Annotated in this window: 16 protein-coding genes; 8 read left to right on the forward strand and 8 right to left on the reverse strand. The window is 52.6% G+C overall.

What is annotated here, in order from left to right; translation table 11 throughout:
- The first annotated feature begins 68 nt into the window (after positions 1 to 68).
- From hpxD to F3I15_RS04585, 4 genes are all read left to right on the forward strand, one after another.
- Positions 69 to 1100, forward strand: a complete 1032-nt coding sequence (gene hpxD, locus F3I15_RS04570; protein WP_190314913.1) for a molybdenum cofactor-independent xanthine hydroxylase subunit HpxD — start codon at positions 69 to 71, stop codon at positions 1098 to 1100.
- 9 nt (positions 1101 to 1109) lie between these two features.
- Complete coding sequence (locus F3I15_RS04575; RefSeq protein WP_150016736.1) at positions 1110 to 2078, forward strand: PDR/VanB family oxidoreductase; 969 nt, start codon at positions 1110 to 1112, stop codon at positions 2076 to 2078.
- A gap of 434 nt (positions 2079 to 2512) precedes the next feature.
- Entirely contained in the window at positions 2513 to 2716 is a 204-nt protein-coding gene (locus F3I15_RS04580) for a general stress protein (protein WP_150017188.1), read from the forward strand.
- Between the two features lie 516 nt (positions 2717 to 3232).
- Positions 3233 to 3499 (forward strand): DksA/TraR family C4-type zinc finger protein, encoded by a 267-nt coding sequence (locus F3I15_RS04585; protein WP_040113772.1) that lies wholly within the window; start codon positions 3233 to 3235, stop codon positions 3497 to 3499.
- Between the two features lie 21 nt (positions 3500 to 3520).
- Here F3I15_RS04585 and F3I15_RS04590 read toward each other — a convergent pair whose 3' ends face one another.
- Both F3I15_RS04590 and F3I15_RS04595 read right to left on the reverse strand, forming a co-directional pair.
- Positions 3521 to 4576 carry a diguanylate cyclase gene (locus tag F3I15_RS04590; RefSeq protein WP_150016737.1) on the reverse strand — a complete coding sequence of 352 codons (1056 nt, stop codon included), beginning with the start codon at positions 4574 to 4576 and terminating at the stop codon, positions 3521 to 3523.
- A 343-nt stretch (positions 4577 to 4919) separates the two neighbouring features.
- On the reverse strand, positions 4920 to 5969 hold the full coding sequence (locus F3I15_RS04595; RefSeq protein WP_150016738.1) for an NAD(P)-dependent alcohol dehydrogenase: 1050 nt from the start codon (positions 5967 to 5969) through the stop codon (positions 4920 to 4922).
- Between the two features lie 108 nt (positions 5970 to 6077).
- Between F3I15_RS04595 and F3I15_RS04600 the strand changes: the two genes are divergently transcribed.
- Positions 6078 to 6479 carry a helix-turn-helix domain-containing protein gene (locus F3I15_RS04600; protein ID WP_150016739.1) on the forward strand — a complete coding sequence of 134 codons (402 nt, stop codon included), beginning with the start codon at positions 6078 to 6080 and terminating at the stop codon, positions 6477 to 6479.
- A gap of 34 nt (positions 6480 to 6513) precedes the next feature.
- Here F3I15_RS04600 and F3I15_RS04605 read toward each other — a convergent pair whose 3' ends face one another.
- The 5 genes from F3I15_RS04605 to F3I15_RS04625 all read right to left on the reverse strand — a co-directional run bounded on the left by F3I15_RS04605 (position 6514) and on the right by F3I15_RS04625 (position 13088).
- Positions 6514 to 7335, reverse strand: coding sequence for a Cof-type HAD-IIB family hydrolase (locus F3I15_RS04605; protein WP_150016740.1), 822 nt, complete (start codon positions 7333 to 7335; stop codon positions 6514 to 6516).
- Between the two features lie 242 nt (positions 7336 to 7577).
- Positions 7578 to 8684, reverse strand: coding sequence for an ABC transporter substrate-binding protein (locus F3I15_RS04610; protein WP_150016741.1), 1107 nt, complete (start codon positions 8682 to 8684; stop codon positions 7578 to 7580).
- Positions 8685 to 8942: 258 nt separating this feature from the next.
- Positions 8943 to 9914 carry a ParB family protein gene (locus F3I15_RS04615; RefSeq protein ID WP_150016742.1) on the reverse strand — a complete coding sequence of 324 codons (972 nt, stop codon included), beginning with the start codon at positions 9912 to 9914 and terminating at the stop codon, positions 8943 to 8945.
- Positions 9915 to 9921: 7 nt separating this feature from the next.
- Positions 9922 to 11121 (reverse strand): AAA family ATPase, encoded by a 1200-nt coding sequence (locus F3I15_RS04620; protein ID WP_071668117.1) that lies wholly within the window; start codon positions 11119 to 11121, stop codon positions 9922 to 9924.
- 1037 nt (positions 11122 to 12158) lie between these two features.
- The gene (locus tag F3I15_RS04625; RefSeq protein ID WP_150016743.1) at positions 12159 to 13088 is read right to left on the reverse strand and encodes a RepB family plasmid replication initiator protein; all 930 of its coding nucleotides are present in this window, start codon (positions 13086 to 13088) and stop codon (positions 12159 to 12161) included.
- Positions 13089 to 13485: 397 nt separating this feature from the next.
- Between F3I15_RS04625 and F3I15_RS04630 the strand changes: the two genes are divergently transcribed.
- From F3I15_RS04630 to F3I15_RS04640, 3 genes are all read left to right on the forward strand, one after another.
- Complete coding sequence (locus tag F3I15_RS04630; protein WP_150016744.1) at positions 13486 to 14862, forward strand: aldehyde dehydrogenase family protein; 1377 nt, start codon at positions 13486 to 13488, stop codon at positions 14860 to 14862.
- A gap of 54 nt (positions 14863 to 14916) precedes the next feature.
- On the forward strand, positions 14917 to 15516 hold the full coding sequence (locus tag F3I15_RS04635) for an NTP transferase domain-containing protein (RefSeq protein WP_150016745.1): 600 nt from the start codon (positions 14917 to 14919) through the stop codon (positions 15514 to 15516).
- Between the two features lie 111 nt (positions 15517 to 15627).
- Positions 15628 to 16938, forward strand: coding sequence for an MFS transporter (locus tag F3I15_RS04640; RefSeq protein ID WP_150016746.1), 1311 nt, complete (start codon positions 15628 to 15630; stop codon positions 16936 to 16938).
- Between the two features lie 97 nt (positions 16939 to 17035).
- On the opposite strand, the gene F3I15_RS04645 is transcribed toward F3I15_RS04640, so the two are convergent.
- Positions 17036 to 17584 (reverse strand): helix-turn-helix domain-containing protein, encoded by a 549-nt coding sequence (locus F3I15_RS04645; RefSeq protein WP_150016747.1) that lies wholly within the window; start codon positions 17582 to 17584, stop codon positions 17036 to 17038.
- Positions 17585 to 17633 lie beyond the last annotated feature (49 nt).

Genomic DNA, 17633 nt, shown 5'->3' on the forward strand with positions numbered 1-17633 from the left:
CGTAATAACAATGTCCTGACAAACATTATGTTTATCACGCTCTGTGAACTGATTATCAGGAGATAACTATGTCCGGTCCGACACCGCCCGCCCATTGCACTTTTGATCCCGAGGACTGGCTGCGCCTTGCGCGCCACTGGCATCCTGTTGCGCGCAGCGGCGATATCAGCAGCGCGCCGGTGAAGGCGACCCTGCTGGATGAGCAGCTGGTGCTCTACCGGATTAAGGGGGACGTTGTGGCCGCACGTGATATCTGTCCACATCGTGGCGTACCGCTGACGCTGGGTTTCCATGATGATGAGGGCATTATCTGTCCCTATCACGGCCTGCGTTTTGGGGAAAACGGCCGGTGTAACCGTATTCCGTCGAGTCCGGACCAGCCGGTGCCTGCCAAACTGCATCTGACCTCTTATGCCGTGGCGGAACGTTTTGGGCTGATCTGGGTTTGTCTGGCACCCGACAGTGAACAGCCTGCAAAACTGCCGACGATGCCGCACTGGGATGACAGCGGGTTTCAGCAAATCAACTGCCCTGGATTCGATGTCGCAGGTTTTGCCGGCCGGCAGGTAGAGGGCTTTCTGGACGTCGCGCATTTTGCCTGGGTGCATACGGATACCTTTGCCGATCCGGCTAACCAGCTGGTGCCGGCGTATAACCCGGTTGAAACCGACTACGGTTTTAGCGTGGACTACTGGAGTTCCGTCAGCAATTTTGCTGCCGGCAGCCCGCAGCAGGCGCCCGACGGCTTTGAGTGGCTGCGACGCTTTGAAATGCATCTGCCCTTTACGGCCACGCTGACCATTTTCTTCCCTGGCGACGCCCGCCTGACGATCATGAATGCGGCCTCTCCGGTTTCAGCCCGCCAGACGCGCATGTTTGCGCCTATCGCACGCAACTTTGATCTGCACATTCCTCCGGAAGAGGTGCACGCCTTTAACCTGCGCGTTTTTGAAGAGGATCGACTGATGGTGGAGACCCAGCGCCCTGAACGTCTGCCGCTGGATCTGACGCTGGAGGCGCATATTCCGGCCGATCGCAGTTCGGTGGCGTACCGGCGCGGACTGAAACGTATGGGCTTTGGTGAATTTTTTCTGGTGTAAGGGGCGGCAATGAACGAACTGATTAATGTGGTGACCGACGGCATCTGGCGTCAGGGTCGCCGTAACCTGAGCGTCAGGCTGATGGCAACAGACGGGCAATTGCTGCCCCCATGGCAGGCAGGTGCGCACATTGATGTGCATCTGCAGCCCGGAATGATCCGGCAATATTCACTGACCGGAGCGGAAAACAGACGAGACTGCTACGAAATTTGCGTGGCGCTGGAGGCTGAATCACGCGGGGGGTCGCGCTACATACATGAAACGCTGCGCCCGGGCATGCAGCTTGCTATTTCTCCACCACGTAACCTTTTCCCGCTGGTCACTGCCAGTAAAGTTATCCTGCTGGCCGCCGGCATCGGCATTACTCCGCTTTCTGCGATGGCGCAGGCGCTTGAAGCGGCGGGCCAGGCGTTTGAACTGCACTATTATCTCAGCAAGCGGGGCGATGAGGCGTTTGCAGCAATCCTGAGCCAGAATTTTGCACACGGCGTTTGTCACATCTGGTACAGCAGTGAGGGTGTCAGCGCCCGCACTCATCAGCCTGAGGGTATCGCTCGCTATCAGCCCGGCGCACATATCTATCTCTGTGGTCCGCTGCCTTTTATGTCCCATCTGCAGCTTCAGGCTGAAACCTGCGGCTGGCCTCCTGAAGCGATTCATACAGAAGCATTTAAAGCCGCTGCACCGCAGCAGGTAACTGAGCAAGGCGCAGCGTTCACCATAACCCTGGCGCGCTCGGGCAGAAGCTGGCTGGTTCCGCCGGATCGTTCCATTGCAGCCGTGCTGACTGAACAGGGTGTGGAGGTTGCGCTGTCGTGTGAAATGGGTATGTGCGGAGCCTGTCTGACGCCTGTTACTGAAGGCCAGCCGGACCATCGCGATACGGTTCAGTCTGACAAAGAAAAAGCGGCGCCCTCCCAGTGTATTGCCCTCTGCTGCTCCCGCAGCCATACCGCCAGCCTGACCATCGATCTCTGAACAGCAGGCTGCTGACCCGGCCAGCAGCCTGGCCTCTCCTGCCCCGATAAACACGCCTGCTATAACCCATCATTTTCTGACTACTGTTAGTCCTGGCTTATGTTCCGGTCCTCAATACTCTGCCACGAAAAAAATAAACGAAGCGCAAATGAATGCCTGCACTCTTTTATTGCATGGCGTAATGCTGCGCCCGGCTAATTGTCACAACTTTTCATTAAACCTTTTCAGGACGCAAAGAACGCTTTCCTTTATCAAAGTAAAATGCTAACTATTCACCTGCGTAAGATTAAGATAAAAGAATCGCTTAAAATCGATTCTTACTTAAACAAACGACCCGTCGTAAATTAAAAGTCAGGATAAATTCTGTCTTGAACATGGTAAAAACAGCGCTACATTTATTTTTGCCACAAGTCAGCATGAACAGAGAGGAAAAAATGCAGGATTCCAGCAATAACCCGGAAGAAGCTGAAAAAACCAAACCACGCCGCGGTGGTGCAGGTAACTTTGCTGCTAACAAAGAGCGCGCTGCCGAAGCAGGCCGCAAGGGCGGCCAGGTCAGTGGAGGCAACTTCAAAAACGATCCTGAACGGGCTATTGAAGCGGGCAGAAAAGGAGGAAAGATCAGCCGTCGTAAGTAAACTTATACAGAATCCGATATCTCTGCACTTCATTTAATTCCTAAGATAACACTCTCCTGACATCGTTTACGCTTCGCTTACGCGAAAGAATCGACCTGTCAGGAGAGTTATTTTTTCATTCGGAGAAGAATTTTCGATTAAAACTTGATCGATACCCTTTCCTTACCGCTTCGCTTTATTAACAAAACAAGCGCTCTATATTTTCTGGCTGATTTATAATTGGCTTTTTTATTAACCAGTAATATGACTGGATATATTTGTACAACGCACAACCCTTTGTACACTTTTATTAAAAATATAAATCCATATTACAACGCATTTAAAATAAGAAACGCCCTAACTCTATATTTATTAAAGAAAAAATTGCATTGATGATGCATCTTATCGTTGCCTGCGCAAATGGCAGGCATTTCGTCTGAGGAGGCAGCAATGAGGGATGACTGCAACCGCACGCAAAGTGCGACGCGTGCATCACCGCTGACTATAGTTAATGTTCAGCAATGATAAGGGGGCTTTATGGCGGGTGGCTGGTCGGAAGATGGCGCAGTCCAGAAACAGATTGATGCGACGGTTGATGATGCTATCGCCCGGGCGCGAAGTCATCTTAAGCAGGGTGACAGTGCACGTTTCTGCGATGAGTGTGGAGAACCCATACCCGAAGCGCGTCGCGCGGCACTGCCCGGCGTACGCTACTGTATCCAGTGTCAGTCTGAACTGGATAAGAAAGAAGCCAGCAGTAGCGGTTATAATCGCCGGGGCAGTAAAGATAGCCAGCTGCGTTAGCCTGGCGCGGAATCGTGTTAATCAGCTCCAGAGCAGAACGTCGTTACGCCCTGCCCGCTTTACCTGATAGAGGGCCTCATCCGCATGGCGCAGCCAGTCGCGCAGAGAATCGGCGCTGCTTGCCGGCGCGATACCGATGCTAACCGTGCAGTGAAAATCAGGCGCGGCAGGCAAAGCGACCTGCGCGATTTTTTCACGCAATCGCCTGGCGAGGGCCACCACGGTTTCATCACTGGCATGGTGAACAATAACGCTCAGCTCATCCCCTCCCAGACGCGCAGGTATATCCTGAATACCGACATAATTGCGCAGCAGAGCGGAAATTTCTGCCAGCAGAAAATCGCCGGCTTCATGCCCCCAGGTGTCATTGACGGCCTTGAAATGGTCCAGATCCAGCAGCAGCAGATAGCCGTTACTGTCACCGCGCCGCGTACTCAAAAACTCACTCTCCAGCCGTCGTTCAAAGAGCCGCCGATTAGGGATCTGCAGGCCCGGGTCCATCAGGGCTACGCGCTCCAGCTCGCGATTACGCTTGCGCAGCTGCCAGGTCAGGTTGTAGGAAGCGATACTCAGCGCCAGCATGTAACAGCTGGCGAGCGGCAGCGTCAGCCACACCGTCTGCGTCGTAAATGTACTCTCTAACCGTGCGCCATCGAGTATCCACACCGACAGGAAAGCCACTATGAACGCTTTAACGGCGGAGATGAGCAGCGTACTGCCTCCTGCCGCATAGCGATCTGAGGCCAGTACGGCCATGATAATCACAGAGGGCACCGGAGTAAGCGACATCAGCGCCACCCAGATCCCGCCAAAAGCGGCATCAAGCGTGAGGTTGTTACGTTCAGCGCTGGTCGGGTCTTCAGCGCGCAGTGCACGCTGACAGGCAAGCCACGGCCAGAAAAAGGCATTAACGAACAGCAAGCCGCTGTAAAACAGCTCACGCTGCATATCGAGCAGCACGGAAAGGATTGGGAAGAAACAGAGCACAGTACCGAGCTGACGCATAAAAAACATGCGCCGGACGAAACGTCTCGATCGTTTTTTCAGATGATCATCATCGGGGGTGTAATAGTTCATTCTAAGATAAATCTGATCAACAGGAACCGCAGTTTATCGGGAAAAAGGCGCAGACAGCGAATTATTTTGACGTCTTTACTTTAACGATTGAAGTTACCGTGCTTATGTAATTGTGCTGGTATACAACTGCTGTTTTTACTACCATCCTTTTAATGAAAAAATAATGTTATTTATCAAACAGATAAACCGGATAAATCTGACAGCCTGAAATAAAAACTGCATTATTCAGACTGCCAGTAAAGCCCGGCTTAAGAGATTATTTTATTTAGATGGCACTGTTTAACATGTCACCTGAAGAGTCTCTGTTGGCGATTTCAGGCTGAAATCGCTGCTAATCATAGACTTACCATTGAGTCGCTTGCATGTCGATGACAAAGCGATAGTGCACATCGCCGCGCAGCATACGCTCAAATGCCTGTTCTATGCCATCCCCGGTGATGGTTTCAATATCCGCCACAATATTATGCTGGCCGCAGAAATCGAGCATCTCCTGCGTTTCCTGTATGCTGCCGATTGAAGAGCCAGTAATGCTCAGCCTGCGGAAAACCATTGGCGTAATATCCGGCGAGGTATGTGGCCGATCCGGAATACCTACCAGTACCATACGTCCGTTGGTTTTCAGCGTAGCCAGGTAGGGATTAAGGTCATGCGGAGCTGCCACGCAGTTGATGATAATATCCAGCGAGCTCTGGCAGGCTGCCATCTCCTCCGCGTTGCGTGATACCACTACCCGACTGGCCCCCAGGCGCAGTGCATCGTCGCGCTTGGCGGCAGAGGTGGTAAACAGAGTGACCTCTGCCCCCATTGCGCTGGCCAGCTTAACCGCCATGTGTCCAAGCCCGCCCAGCCCAACCACGCCTACACGGTCGCCTGCTTTGACATTAAAATGGCGTAATGGCGACCAGACCGTAACCCCGGCGCAGAGAAGGGGTGCTACCCCGGCTGGTGGCAGATTTTGCGGAACGGCGACCACAAAGTGCTCATCGACGATGACGCTCTCAGCGTATCCTCCCCAGGTGGTGCCGCCGGTATACTTGTCGGTCCCATTATAGGTTGCGGTAAAACCCGCTTCACAATATTGCTCTTCATGCTGCTGACAGAAATGGCAGGTCCGGCAGGAATCCACCATCACGCCCACGCCAACCAGATCGCCCGGCCTGAATTTGCTGACTTCACTGCCCGCCTCCGTTACCCGGCCAACAATCTCATGTCCCGGTACCAGCGGGTAGCGGCTGACGCCCCATTCGTTACGCGCCATGTGCAGATCAGAATGGCAGACGCCACAATAGAGGATCTCAATTTTGACATCCTGATTTTGCAGCGGGCGCAGAACGACGCTATCAGACGTCAGGGGTGCGGTTGCATTATGTGCAACCAGTGCATTGATTTTCATGGTGCCTCCGGCAAAGATGGCTTAATAAGCTGAGAGGCGGCAGACTATAGTGAATGCGAAAAAAAATTAACAGTAGGCACCAAACGGTGACCTTATAAGGAGTCAGGCATGCCAGCCTGGGAAGAGGGTAAACTGGTCTTTTATGCGGACTCACCTCCGCGCAGACTGCTGGAGCTGTTCTCTGTTAAATGGAGCACAATGGTGCTGCATGCGCTTTATCACTGGCCAGATCACTGTGCCAGAACCGGCGAGCTGCAGCGCAGCCTGCAGGGCATATCGAAAAAAATGCTGTTTCAGACGCTAAAAGCGCTGGAACAGCGCGGCCTGGTTGAACGACGGGAATATGACGTTACGCCCGCTAAAGTTGATTACCGGCTCACCCCGCTGGGAATGACATTTGCCCGACCGGTGGAGGAGATGTACACGTGGGGGCTTGAGAACCAGGCCGCGCTGGATAGTATGGAGGCCAATCTGCACGCTGCCCGGCTTAAAGCTGAGTCAGAGGAGTAACAGAGCCGCCGCTGGCGGCTCTGTCAGATCAGACTTAGTTAAACGGCGTTTCCCGGGCCAGCAGGCGTGCAATGACGTTAAGTGCGCCCTCTTCATTGTTGTTCTGCGTACGATAGCGGGCGACTGCCGCAACCGACGGGGCTGCATTATCCATAGCAAAGCTGTAGCAGGCCTGTCGCAACATCTCAATATCATTTGCGCTGTCGCCAATTGCCAGCACTTCACAATCATCAATGCCCCATTTTTGCTGCAGCAGGGCAATGCCGTGCGCTTTATGACAGCCGGGAATAATCAGGTCGATAAAGCCGAATCCGCTGGAGACCGGATGCATAATGTTCTCAATTGCGCTCAGCTCATGATGCAATCTCGCCATCAGTGCCTCAACGCCTTCGTGCTCCAGATTCAGTGAGAACTTAAAGATGGTGTCGTCGATGCTGCTCAGATCGTCACGCTTTTCCAGCCGGCGATAGTGATTGCTGAGTTTATTCACCACATGTTCAGGCATAGAGGTGTGTACATAGGCGCTGTTACGACCGCAGACCACGACGCTGATGTCAGGCTCTTTCGCCAGAATAGTCAGGATCTGCTGTACCCGCTCAGGCGCCAGCTCTCCGCAAAACAGTTCCTCATTGCAGTCTGAGACCCAGGCACCGTTCTCAGCAACAAACGCGATCTCATCTTTAATATCAGGAAAATAGTGTTGCAGCTGATAGTACTGATTGCCGCTGGCAACAACAAAACGGATTCCTTTCTCTTTGAGCAGTGCGTACTGGCGGGCAAAACGCTGCTGATTATAGTGCTTGTTATCATCAAGGAAGGTGCCATCCATATCTACTGCAATCATCTTAACTGCCATTACTCTCTCCCGTATAGAATCTGCCGTCAGCCCGTCCGGCCTGTTATAGAGTATAAGCTTACTCGCGACGTGGATTAATGAGAATGTTAATAGTGACGATGTTCACTGCTTTCAGAGCTTTCTCGCTGGCAGACGCGAAGCACCTGCGCGGGTTACTGATTACAGTGAATAAGATGAGTCACCTAGTGGAAGACGACAGACGGAGAAAGGTGCCGGCGGCATAGTGAGGCCGCCGGGCTCGATCAGTTATTGTCAGGATAGCTCAGGGTAATAGCCTCATCTGGCAGATGCGTGAAGGTTTTAACCAGCTGATGATAATCGGCAACCGGATTCAGCGCGGCGAACTGCTGCGGATAGAGATCTTTCGCCAGGATTTCCATGCCGATGATATTCCACGGATGGTTATAGAAATGGTGATAGATACCATAAGCCCGGTTCTGCTTCACCGGTTCAATCTGTGCCACGCCGGTACGGTGCGTCAGGGTCTGGAAGGTTGCGGTAACCTCCTGCAGCTTAACGCCATAGCCAAACGGTAACACGTTGCTGTTAGGCCGTTTAGAACCGGTCATGATATAGACATCAGGCTTCATCGCGATGATTTTTTCCAGCGAAACAAAACCTGAGTTGCCCGGTAAAAGTGCAGAACCGATATTTTTGCCCCCTACCGCTTCGACCAGTCCGCCCCAGCCGTTATGGCTATGCGTAAAGCAGCAGTTATCGCTGTTACCGGCAATAGGCTCAATAAACACGGTGGGCTTTTTCTCAATGCCGCTGACTGCGTTCGTAATGGCCGACATTTTTTGCTGATAGAACGTCGTATAGTCCCGGGCCTGCTCTTCGCGATTAAGGATCTGCCCAAGCAGAGAGACGCTTTTAGCGGTGTTTTGCGCCGGATGCAGTTCATAGTCTACAAATACAACCGGGATGTGCAAATTCTCAAGCGTTTTGACCACACCAGACTGGATCAACGCCGGTTTTGCACGTAACTGCGCAATCATCACATCTGGTTGCTGCGCCAGCACGCTTTCAAGGTTGACCTGACCCTGATCGTTAAAGCCCATATCAACAATTTTTTCCGCCTGTGGCCAGCGTGCTTTCAGCATTTCCCAGGTTTGCGTATCCTGCTTTTTAGGCAGGTTATTCCAGGCTACAACGCGTTCGAAAGGATTATCACGATCGAGCAGCGCCAGCGTCAGTACATCACGCCCATCCTGCAAAATAATATGGCGAGGCTCTTTAGAAAACGTATGTTGCTGTCCATCCAGATCGGTAATGGTCAGTGGATAGGTGGTGGCTGACGCTGATAAAGCCACACCCAGGCTCAGCGCCACGCCGCAGATAACTTTCATTTGAACTCCCTTCGTTACTGAATAGTAATTATTATCATCTAATTTATCATAACGGGTAAAGCCGGAGCAGGCTCCGTGCGGGTGCGGTTGTAACGGAATGCGTCATTCTGCCGGGTAAAAACTCTCTTGTTACGCAAAACAGCCTGAAACAGTGGCGATTTCAGGCTGAAATTTTTAGCGTAACTCTATAAATGACAATCACTTAGGCGTGAAAATGAGGTGGCGAAAGCAAAAGAAAACCGCCCGCAGGCGTCATGGTTACTGCTCCAGATATTTAGCAAGCGTGCTGCTGATGACCTTATCCAGCTCGTCCTGAAGCTCTTTGGGCTGGCGATTAAATTCATAACTGAAGGTCCGCCCTTTGGATTTTTTCCGGGCAAAACGATCTTTGTCGGCAAAGTCCCAGAGTGACGTCGTCACGACTTTCTCTTTTCCCGACGTCTCAAGCAGTGCGTTACTGCCATTGCGCACCAGACGCAAAATGGCATTTTTCACTTCATCTTCAGCCAGGCTATCTTCAGAGGCAATCTCATCGATATCCGCGCTGATAGTCTCGACCAGCGTGGTTATGCTCTGTTGCTTCTCCTGAAGTCGTTCACACGCCTGCAGCAGCAGCTTATAGTCTGGATAGGCGAGTTCAGCATGGTTTGGAAACAGCATGATCAGTTCAGCCGGCACACTCGCCGCCTGTAAGGCGCGTGTCACTTTCGCCTGTGACAGTCCCTGTTGCTCAGCAATCTCTTTTTGCGACAGGCCACTCTGCTTTAGAGCCAGCAGGCGCAAACCTACTTCACGCAAATTATGCTCACGCGCAGTCTGAATATCCTGAGCCAGACGACGTGCTTCTTCAGCAGAGATATCCTCATCAGTCACCAGTATGCTCAGACCTGTTTTGCAGAACAGCGCAGCAGCGCGACGGCGGGATCCATCAAGTACTTCAATTCGCTCGCCGCGCTTTACCCCGATGGCGGGAAAAAACTGCTGCAGTTTAATCGTACGGATGATGTCACGCAGCGACTCTGGCGTCAGGCCAGACTGGTCACGACCATTGGTCTCCTGTACGACAAATGTCTTTGCCTCCACATCGCGCGCAGAGACGTGCTGAAGCGAGAACAACGCGCGTTTGCCGGTATTCAGCACAAACGTCTGCGTATGTTCCGCAGCAGTGTGTTCATTTTGCAGAGGTGACTGGCTGAAAGTACGGCCAATAGTAATGCGTTTTGCGCTCATCTTAACCTCAGTTCAAACGAATAAATTCAATACGGTCAAATACGGCTTTGGCAAAATCCTCCGCAGCCGATCGCGCATTTTTCAGTGCCTCACTGCTACCCACATAGGTAGAAGGGTTAGCTGAAATTACCGTATCAAACGACTCGCCGCAGCGCTCAAATCCGTCAAGCCGCGGCAGCGCAGCGTCCAGCATATCGCCACCGAAAATCTCTTTAGCCAGGCTGTGACACATCTTATGATCGGCTTTGTTGGAGAGTTTCGACATAAAGCCAATATTGCCCTGCAGCCGGCATTCAGCCCCTGACGCTTCAATAATCTCTACCAGCTCAGGCAGTCGGGTAAGGTACTTGAGCGTTGAATGGAAATCGACCTGCGCAGGCGGAACGGGCGTCATCAGCAAATCAGACGCAGCAATCGCATTTTTGAGAAACGCATCCAGATGCGGGCCGCTATCAATAAAAATGAAGTCATAATCTTTTTTGAGCTTTGCCACAACGTTTTCATACAGCACAGCGTGCACGTTCTGCCCTGGCAGATGTTCATGACAAAGCTCCTCCCAGCGTGAAGCGATAAACGCATCATCAATCGAGGCTGGCAGTACATCCACGCCCGGAATGATAGAGGGCACGATAAAGTCGCTTTTCAGCTCTTCGCCGCTGACATTCTGCAGCATCGCCTGAGCGGCAGTGGCTTCTACCAGACCCACTGAGCGTTCATGATTCAGAAACATGGTGGCCGAAGATTGCGGGTCCAGATCGATAACCAGAATACGTAAATCTTCAAACAGCAGATGCGGATGCGCCCGCAGCGCGTGTGCCAGCGAGACGGTTGAAACCGTTTTGGAGACGCCACCTTTCAGATTGCCCACGAAGAGGGTATAGGCTTCAGCGTGGCGATCGCGATATTTAGGTACGCCCCGGTGATGGTAGATATCGACAATGTTTTCAATCGACATCGCATACTTGGTGGAGCTGCCGGCGGCGCGTTTATCAAACACGTAGCCGTTTTCTTCCATCTCATTGACCGCATAATCAACGCTGGCGCGCGTCAGTTTTGGCAGTTTAGCCAGCGCGGCTTTCGCATAGACCTGATAAAACGTATTTTCTTTGAGTTCTTCTTTTTGTGCCTGAATCTGCTCGGTGAGACTCATCAGCATTCTTTCTGAGCGTTGAGCAACCTTCAGAATCTGCTTCTCATCATTAGCCATACCTGCTCCACACATGTAGGATTTATGACTTTATACTTAAATCCTGCACATAAGGCAATTACTTATCCTGTAAACCAGAATGCTTAATTATGCCTGCAGAGTGTATTGCCCGCAGCATTCACTGTAATCAGCAGCCGCTAAACGTTCACTGTAATCAGTAAACGTAAAGTTGCAGGCGCTCAGATATAAGTCGGAAGTCCAAAGATTCACTGTAATCAGTAAATGACTATGCTGTGTTCACTGCAATCAGTAAAAACTTTGCTGCAGGCTGCTGCAAAGACGCTGTATGAAGCATGCTCTGTCGCCTCAGCGAGCGGGTATCTCTCTGTACGTTCACTGTAGTCAGTAGTTAACTGTTAAAACCGAGGAGCGTCTCTCCGGCAGCATTCACTGTAATCAGCATTCTCCGGTGAATAAGCCCTCCCTGGCTGAAACGTTCACTGTAATCAGGAGAGCTACAGGGTGCGGTCGTTTAGCGTCACCGGCGCCTGGAACGTCTATACGCAGCACATTCACTGTAATCAGTAGCGGATGCCCGCTTTTACTGCAGCAGATCCGGCCATATTCACTGTAGTCAGTAATTTCCTGTTTTATCGCGGGTGGCGTTCACTGTAATCAGCAGACAGGCGCGGAGGCGGCCTGCGTCATAGCACTGGCCGTAAGAGCAGTTGCTTTCAGCTGTCATAACGCGATCTGATTATCTGCTGATTACAGTGAACAGTAGCGGCATACTGTTATTCAGTAATCTAAGCAGGGCAGGGGGTTATCAGGCATTCACTGTAATCAGTAAACACGGCCGAATTAAGCTGTATAAGTAAGTATATTAGTACTTACTATCAATATAGCCTGTATGAGAGAGATTGTGTGGCTGGTGGTTTCAGACCTGACAAACGAAGCTTACTGTTTACAGTGAACGCTACTGATTATAGTGAACAGCCGATTGCAGGAGAGTGTAAAGAGAGGCAGATGAGCGCTGCACGACTGATGCGGTACAGCGGCGTGAGAAGATGTTTTACTGATTACAGTGAATGTCATGATTAATCGTCAAATTCGATCTCATCCAGCACGTCGATGCTTTCCAGATTTCCGATACCATCAAGCTTGGGCGTCCTGCTGTGAATAATGAAAAACACTGAACGTCCGCGCTTAATCTCAGAGTAGTCGAGATAGCCTATCTCTTTCAGCTGCTCCATAGCACGCCGCACCACATGGTTCTGCGTGGTGGTTTTTGAGCCCAGATTGAGGCGCATACGCAGTCGCGCCAGCGAGATAGGGGCAGGATTAACAGGAAGGCTTTCCAGATAGGTATAAAGCGCCTGAGCAGACTCTTTACGTTTCAGGCGCGAAATGGCCCGCAGCTGAAGCAGAACCTTGTGATCAAAGTTATATAACTCAAACAGCTTGGGATCGGCCTGAATGCGCACCAGATCTTTTTCCCGATCGTAATAGGCAGATTGTACAAGGTGAGTATGATAAGCCTTGCCGTTACCTTCAAAAGAGAGCGTATTGGTTGCAATGCGCCGTAATGAGGCATCCAGGCGCCTGCGCAGGGCTGCAGAAGAGTTAGCTGACGGAATACCGCACATCTTAACGAAATCGACAAAAGGCAGCGTCACCGTGTCGCCTTTGGTTGGATAACGGGAGAAGGATTGAATAATCCCCGCCCAGGTTTTGAAATCGTTATCCATATCCAGTCTGGCACCGGTTATGGTGATCTTCTCATACCCTTCCGCTTTCACCAGCGAGAGGTTTTTCAGCTCTTTGGTCGCATCAGTGGAGGCCATAGCCCCTGATTTGCCACGAGCAGTGGATTTAAGGGTGGGAACAAACAATCCCAGACGCATCAGTGCCACAGGCTGGACGGTATTATTCTTGTTAGGATGGAGCTGAATAACTTCGCCACTGTTTTTTGTCACCGACAGAAAAGGTTCCAGTAACGCCTTGTTTTTACTCTCTTTGTCTGCCATGGCATGAGATCTTCATTTTGTGGATGAAAGGGATCGTTTTCTGACTACAGTGAACATTAGCACTGATTATAGTGAACATTCCACAGAGTATAGTGAATATAGTACTGATTACAGTGAATGGTTTACTGATTATAGTGAACACGAACACCCTTTGAGGCCTTGTGTGGTGCGGCCTGCGACGATCGGGGATCTCTTAGGATCTATCTTTGATCTCTTTATGATCTCTTATTGGGATCTGGTTTATGTATAAGTGGATAACTCAGGATCCCGCTGCAGACACTCTCTCTTAATTGCTTTCAATCAGAGAACAACTTGCTCAATATTATTCATTTTATATCAATAGTAATCGGGCGTATCGTGACAGGCCTGATCAACAGCAATGTACTGAGGAATTCTGATGACTGACCATGTGATTTCACGTAATCCTGCAACGGGTGCCATTCTCGCAACATATCCACTTCAGACCGCTGAGGAACTTGATCGCTCCCTTGCACAGAGCGCAGAAGCCGCTGAGCTGTGGCGTAATACAACGATTGAACAGCGTGTGAAGGTACTGCGCCAGCTGGGTGAACAGCTGCGTCAGCGTCAGGATGAACTGGCCATTATGGCAACACAGGAAATGGGTAAACCTGTTGCCCAGGCACGTGCAGAAGTCCTGAAATGCGCCAGCTTATGTGACTGGTATGCCGAACATGGCCCGGCCATGATTGCTGATAAACCGGCTCCGGTAGAGGGTCAGCAGGCGTGGCAGTCATTCAGACCACTGGGCGTCATACTGGCCGTGATGCCGTGGAATTTTCCTTACTGGCAGGTACTGCGTGGCGCTGTCAGCATGCTGCTTGCCGGTAATACCTATCTGTTAAAACATGCACCCAGCGTAATGGGATCGGCTTATCTTATGGCTGAACTCTTTGATGCAACAGAGCTGCCGCACGGTGCTTTTACCGTTATCAATACGGACAACGCCGGCGTTTCAGCAGCAATCAACGATCCGCGCGTTGCAGCCGTTGCAGTTACCGGAAGCGTACGCGCTGGTGCCGCTATTGCAGCACAGGCCGGTGCGGTACTTAAGAAAACAGTACTGGAGCTGGGCGGTGCCGATCCTTTCATCGTACTGGCCGACGCAGATCTTGACGCTGCTGTCGCTTCAGCCGTGGTGGGCCGTTATCAGAATACCGGACAGGTTTGCATGGCAGCCAAGCGTTTTATCATTGAAGAGAGTATCGCCGCCGAATTTGAAGCGCGTTTCAGTCAGGCCGTAGCCGCGCTGAAAATTGGCGATCCGCTTGATGAGCAGACCTTTATCGGTCCGATGGCACGCTACGATCTGCGTGATGAACTGGATACGCAGGTGCAGCAAACGCTCAAAGAGGGCGCGCGTCTGGTGCTGGGCGGTCATAAAATTGAGGGGGAAGGGAATTACTATGCCCCTACCATTCTGGCTGATGTGACGCCGGAGATGACAGCATTTCAGCAGGAAATATTTGGCCCGGTTGCGGCAATTACCACGGCGCGTGATGCAGAACACGCCCTTGCGCTGGCTAACAACAGCGATTTCGGTCTGAGTGCCACCGTCTGGAGCCGCGATGAGGCAATGACCGGCTGGCTGGCAGAGCGGCTGGAAACGGGAGCGGTGTTTATCAACGGCAACGGCGCATCCGATCCGCGCGTCGCAATTGGTGGCGTTAAAAAGAGCGGCTATGGCCGTGAGCTCTCCAGTTTTGGCGTACACGAGTTCTGCAATATCCAGACAGTATGGAAAAACCGTCGCTAACTGTCCTGAGGCGCGCAATACTGTGCGCCTCACGATTTTCAGGTAGCCAGCAACATGAAAAGTCCGGGCATTATCATCCTTGCAGCCGGGCAGGGAACACGTTTTCAGCAGGCGGGCGGAAAAGGCAATAAGCTGCTTGCCCTTTTGCCTGACAGTACCGGAACACCTCATCCTGTGCTCGGTATGACGCTGCATGCCGCACAACGCAGCGGCCTGCCGCTTCTGCTGGTAACGCGGCCTGAGTATACCGCAATACGGGCGCTGGCTGCCGCGCAGGCGATACCGGTGCTGTGTGTCAGCAGTGCAGGCAGCGGTGAGACGATTGCTGCTGCCGTCCGCGCTGTGCCGCACTGGTCTGGCTGGCTGATTCAGCCTGGCGATATGGCATGGGTTACTGCAGAAGATCATCAGCGTATCGCTGGCGCACTCTCCGAAGGGGCCTCCCAGGCCCGTTTTTGCTGGCAGGATAAACCCGGCCATCCGGTAGGCTTTACGGCAGAATATGGCCCGGCGCTTAGTGAGTTAAAAGGGGACAACGGCGCCCGCTCGCTGCTTGATCCTGCCCGCCTGCTGCGTTTGCAGGGACACGCTGGCGTGATCCGCGACGCCGATCTCCCCGTTACCGTCACGCCGCTCGCCTGCCGCAGGAAGTAGTGGCGCAGGGTGATAATTACCGCTACTCTCGCGCGGTCATATTTATGCGAACGGGTGACACACTACCCGGTTGACCGTCCCTGTTCAGAGTCATGGTACGCGGAGAGAGTGATGAGCGCAGTAGCCGATCCTTCAGTAATCCAGTCGCGGCGGGAAAGTGCCGCCATCTATCGAAAAATAACGTTAAAACTGATCCCGTTTCTCTGCCTGTGTTATCTGGCAGCCTACCTGGATCGCATTAATATTGGTTTTGCCAAGCTGCAGATGGCAAGCGACTTAGCGCTAAGCGAAACGGCGTTTGGTCTGGGTGCGGGTCTGTTTTTTGTGGGTTACATTCTGTTTGAAGTGCCAAGTAATTTGTTTCTGCAACGCACCGGCGCACGGATCTGGATCGCGCGGATCATGATCAGCTGGGGAGTGCTCTCGGCATTAACCCTGCTGGTCAAAACCCCCGGTCAGTTCTATACGATCCGCTTTTTACTGGGCGTGGCAGAAGCAGGGTTTCTGCCGGGCGTGCTCTTTTATCTGACCCGCTGGTTTCCCTCATGGCGACGCGGCCGCATTATTGCGCTGTTTATGCTGGGTCTGCCACTTTCCAGCATCATCGGCGGCCCTCTCTCTGGCTGGATCATGACGCACTTCGACAAACTGCACGGAATGCATGGCTGGCAGTGGCTGTTTCTGCTGGAGGGCCTGCCGAGTATTCTGCTGGGGCTGATGACGCTGCGACTGCTGCCGGATGGCCCGGCAGAGGCATCCTGGCTGAGCGTTCAGGAAAAACAGGTGATTGCTGATGAACTCCGCAGCGATGCGGGCGAAGCTGCTGAAGCGAAACACCGGCTGCGGGATGGTCTGCTTAATCTGCGGGTGATCATGCTGGGCGGGATCGATTTCTCCATACTGCTCAGCGCTTACGCAATGGGCTTCTGGTTACCCACGCTGCTGAAAAAAGCAGGCTCAACCGATCTCACCACGATTGGTTATCTTACGGCGATCCCGAGCCTGGCCGCCCTGGCTGGCATGCTGCTGATTGGCGCCAGCTCAGACAGGCTGCGCGAACGCCGCTGGCATATCATTGTCCCTTTTATCATCGGTGCAGCCGCAATGGCCTGCGCGCCCTTCTGGAGCAGTAATGTGGCTGTAACCGTGCTGCTGTTTTCCATTGCGCAGGCGATGATTATTGGTGCCGTGCCGGTGTTCTTCAGCCTGCCCGCAACCTTCCTGACCGGTACTGCCGCCGCCGCAGGTTTTGCGCTCGCCTGCTCAATTGCCAATATTGCAGGCCTGGTCAGTAATTCTGTTATGGGAATGGCGCTGGATATGACCGGCAGCAGCGACGGGGCGCTGTGGCTGTTTGCTGCCTGTTTATTGCTCAGCTGCCTGCTGGTGCTGGCACTGCCGGCAAAACTGGTCAATCGCTGATCGCCATAAAGCGCGCCTGTTGCGGGCGCGCTTTACTGATTACAGTGAACGTTGCGTACACGTCAGGCCAGATGCGTTTATTGAGACTCAGGCGATATCAGTTCTGCTCAGAGAGCTGTACCGCCATGGTATCGGCTTCCAGTGCTTCAAACACGTGAGGTTCATCAGCGGGATAGCAGATGTAATCGCCAGGATTCAGCTCTACCGGCGCATCGCTGGGTCCTACCCTGGCCCGCCCGCGGGCAATGATAACGTGCTCAACCGAACCAGGCGGATGCGGCTTTGAAGCGCGCGGCGCGCCTGGCTGACTGGTCACCAGATAGAGATCGCGTCGCCCGCCTGGCGGGCAGCTGGCGAGCAGAGCCGCCTGATAATCAGCCAGTTCAGCCGAAACAACCATCCCTTCACCTTTACGAATAACCTGCAGACGTTTTACCTCTGGCTCCAGCAGGCGGGCGAAAGGAATATTTAACGCGACACAGAGCGCCCAGAGGGTTTCGATACTGGGATTGCCGTTGCCCGCTTCCAGTTGTGAGAGCGTTGATTTTGCCACACCCGCACGGCGAGCCACTTCAGTCAGTGAAAGTCCGGCACGCTGCCGCTCGCGGATCAGCCCGGCGGCAATAGTATCAATCGGTGGTGTCACAGCAGCTCCTGTTCTTTTTATCGAACGATTGTTCATCTTGTAAAACAAT

Source organism: Pantoea sp. M_9 (assembly GCF_008631385.1).
Classification (GTDB): domain Bacteria; phylum Pseudomonadota; class Gammaproteobacteria; order Enterobacterales; family Enterobacteriaceae; genus Pantoea; species Pantoea eucrina.

Bases quoted from the DNA above. Each gene is read 5' to 3' on its own strand.
- hpxD (WP_190314913.1), top strand. From the start codon at position 69: ATGTCCGGTCCGACACCGCCCGCCCATTGCACTTTTGATCCCGAGGAC.
- F3I15_RS04575 (WP_150016736.1), top strand. From the start codon at position 1,110: ATGAACGAACTGATTAATGTGGTGACCGACGGCATCTGGCGTCAGGGT.
- F3I15_RS04580 (WP_150017188.1), top strand. From the start codon at position 2,513: ATGCAGGATTCCAGCAATAACCCGGAAGAAGCTGAAAAAACCAAACCA.
- F3I15_RS04585 (WP_040113772.1), top strand. From the start codon at position 3,233: ATGGCGGGTGGCTGGTCGGAAGATGGCGCAGTCCAGAAACAGATTGAT.
- F3I15_RS04590 (WP_150016737.1), bottom strand. From the start codon at position 4,576: ATGAACTATTACACCCCCGATGATGATCATCTGAAAAAACGATCGAGA.
- F3I15_RS04595 (WP_150016738.1), bottom strand. From the start codon at position 5,969: ATGAAAATCAATGCACTGGTTGCACATAATGCAACCGCACCCCTGACG.
- F3I15_RS04600 (WP_150016739.1), top strand. From the start codon at position 6,078: ATGCCAGCCTGGGAAGAGGGTAAACTGGTCTTTTATGCGGACTCACCT.
- F3I15_RS04605 (WP_150016740.1), bottom strand. From the start codon at position 7,335: ATGGCAGTTAAGATGATTGCAGTAGATATGGATGGCACCTTCCTTGAT.
- F3I15_RS04610 (WP_150016741.1), bottom strand. From the start codon at position 8,684: ATGAAAGTTATCTGCGGCGTGGCGCTGAGCCTGGGTGTGGCTTTATCA.
- F3I15_RS04615 (WP_150016742.1), bottom strand. From the start codon at position 9,914: ATGAGCGCAAAACGCATTACTATTGGCCGTACTTTCAGCCAGTCACCT.
- F3I15_RS04620 (WP_071668117.1), bottom strand. From the start codon at position 11,121: ATGGCTAATGATGAGAAGCAGATTCTGAAGGTTGCTCAACGCTCAGAA.
- F3I15_RS04625 (WP_150016743.1), bottom strand. From the start codon at position 13,088: ATGGCAGACAAAGAGAGTAAAAACAAGGCGTTACTGGAACCTTTTCTG.
- F3I15_RS04630 (WP_150016744.1), top strand. From the start codon at position 13,486: ATGACTGACCATGTGATTTCACGTAATCCTGCAACGGGTGCCATTCTC.
- F3I15_RS04635 (WP_150016745.1), top strand. From the start codon at position 14,917: ATGAAAAGTCCGGGCATTATCATCCTTGCAGCCGGGCAGGGAACACGT.
- F3I15_RS04640 (WP_150016746.1), top strand. From the start codon at position 15,628: ATGAGCGCAGTAGCCGATCCTTCAGTAATCCAGTCGCGGCGGGAAAGT.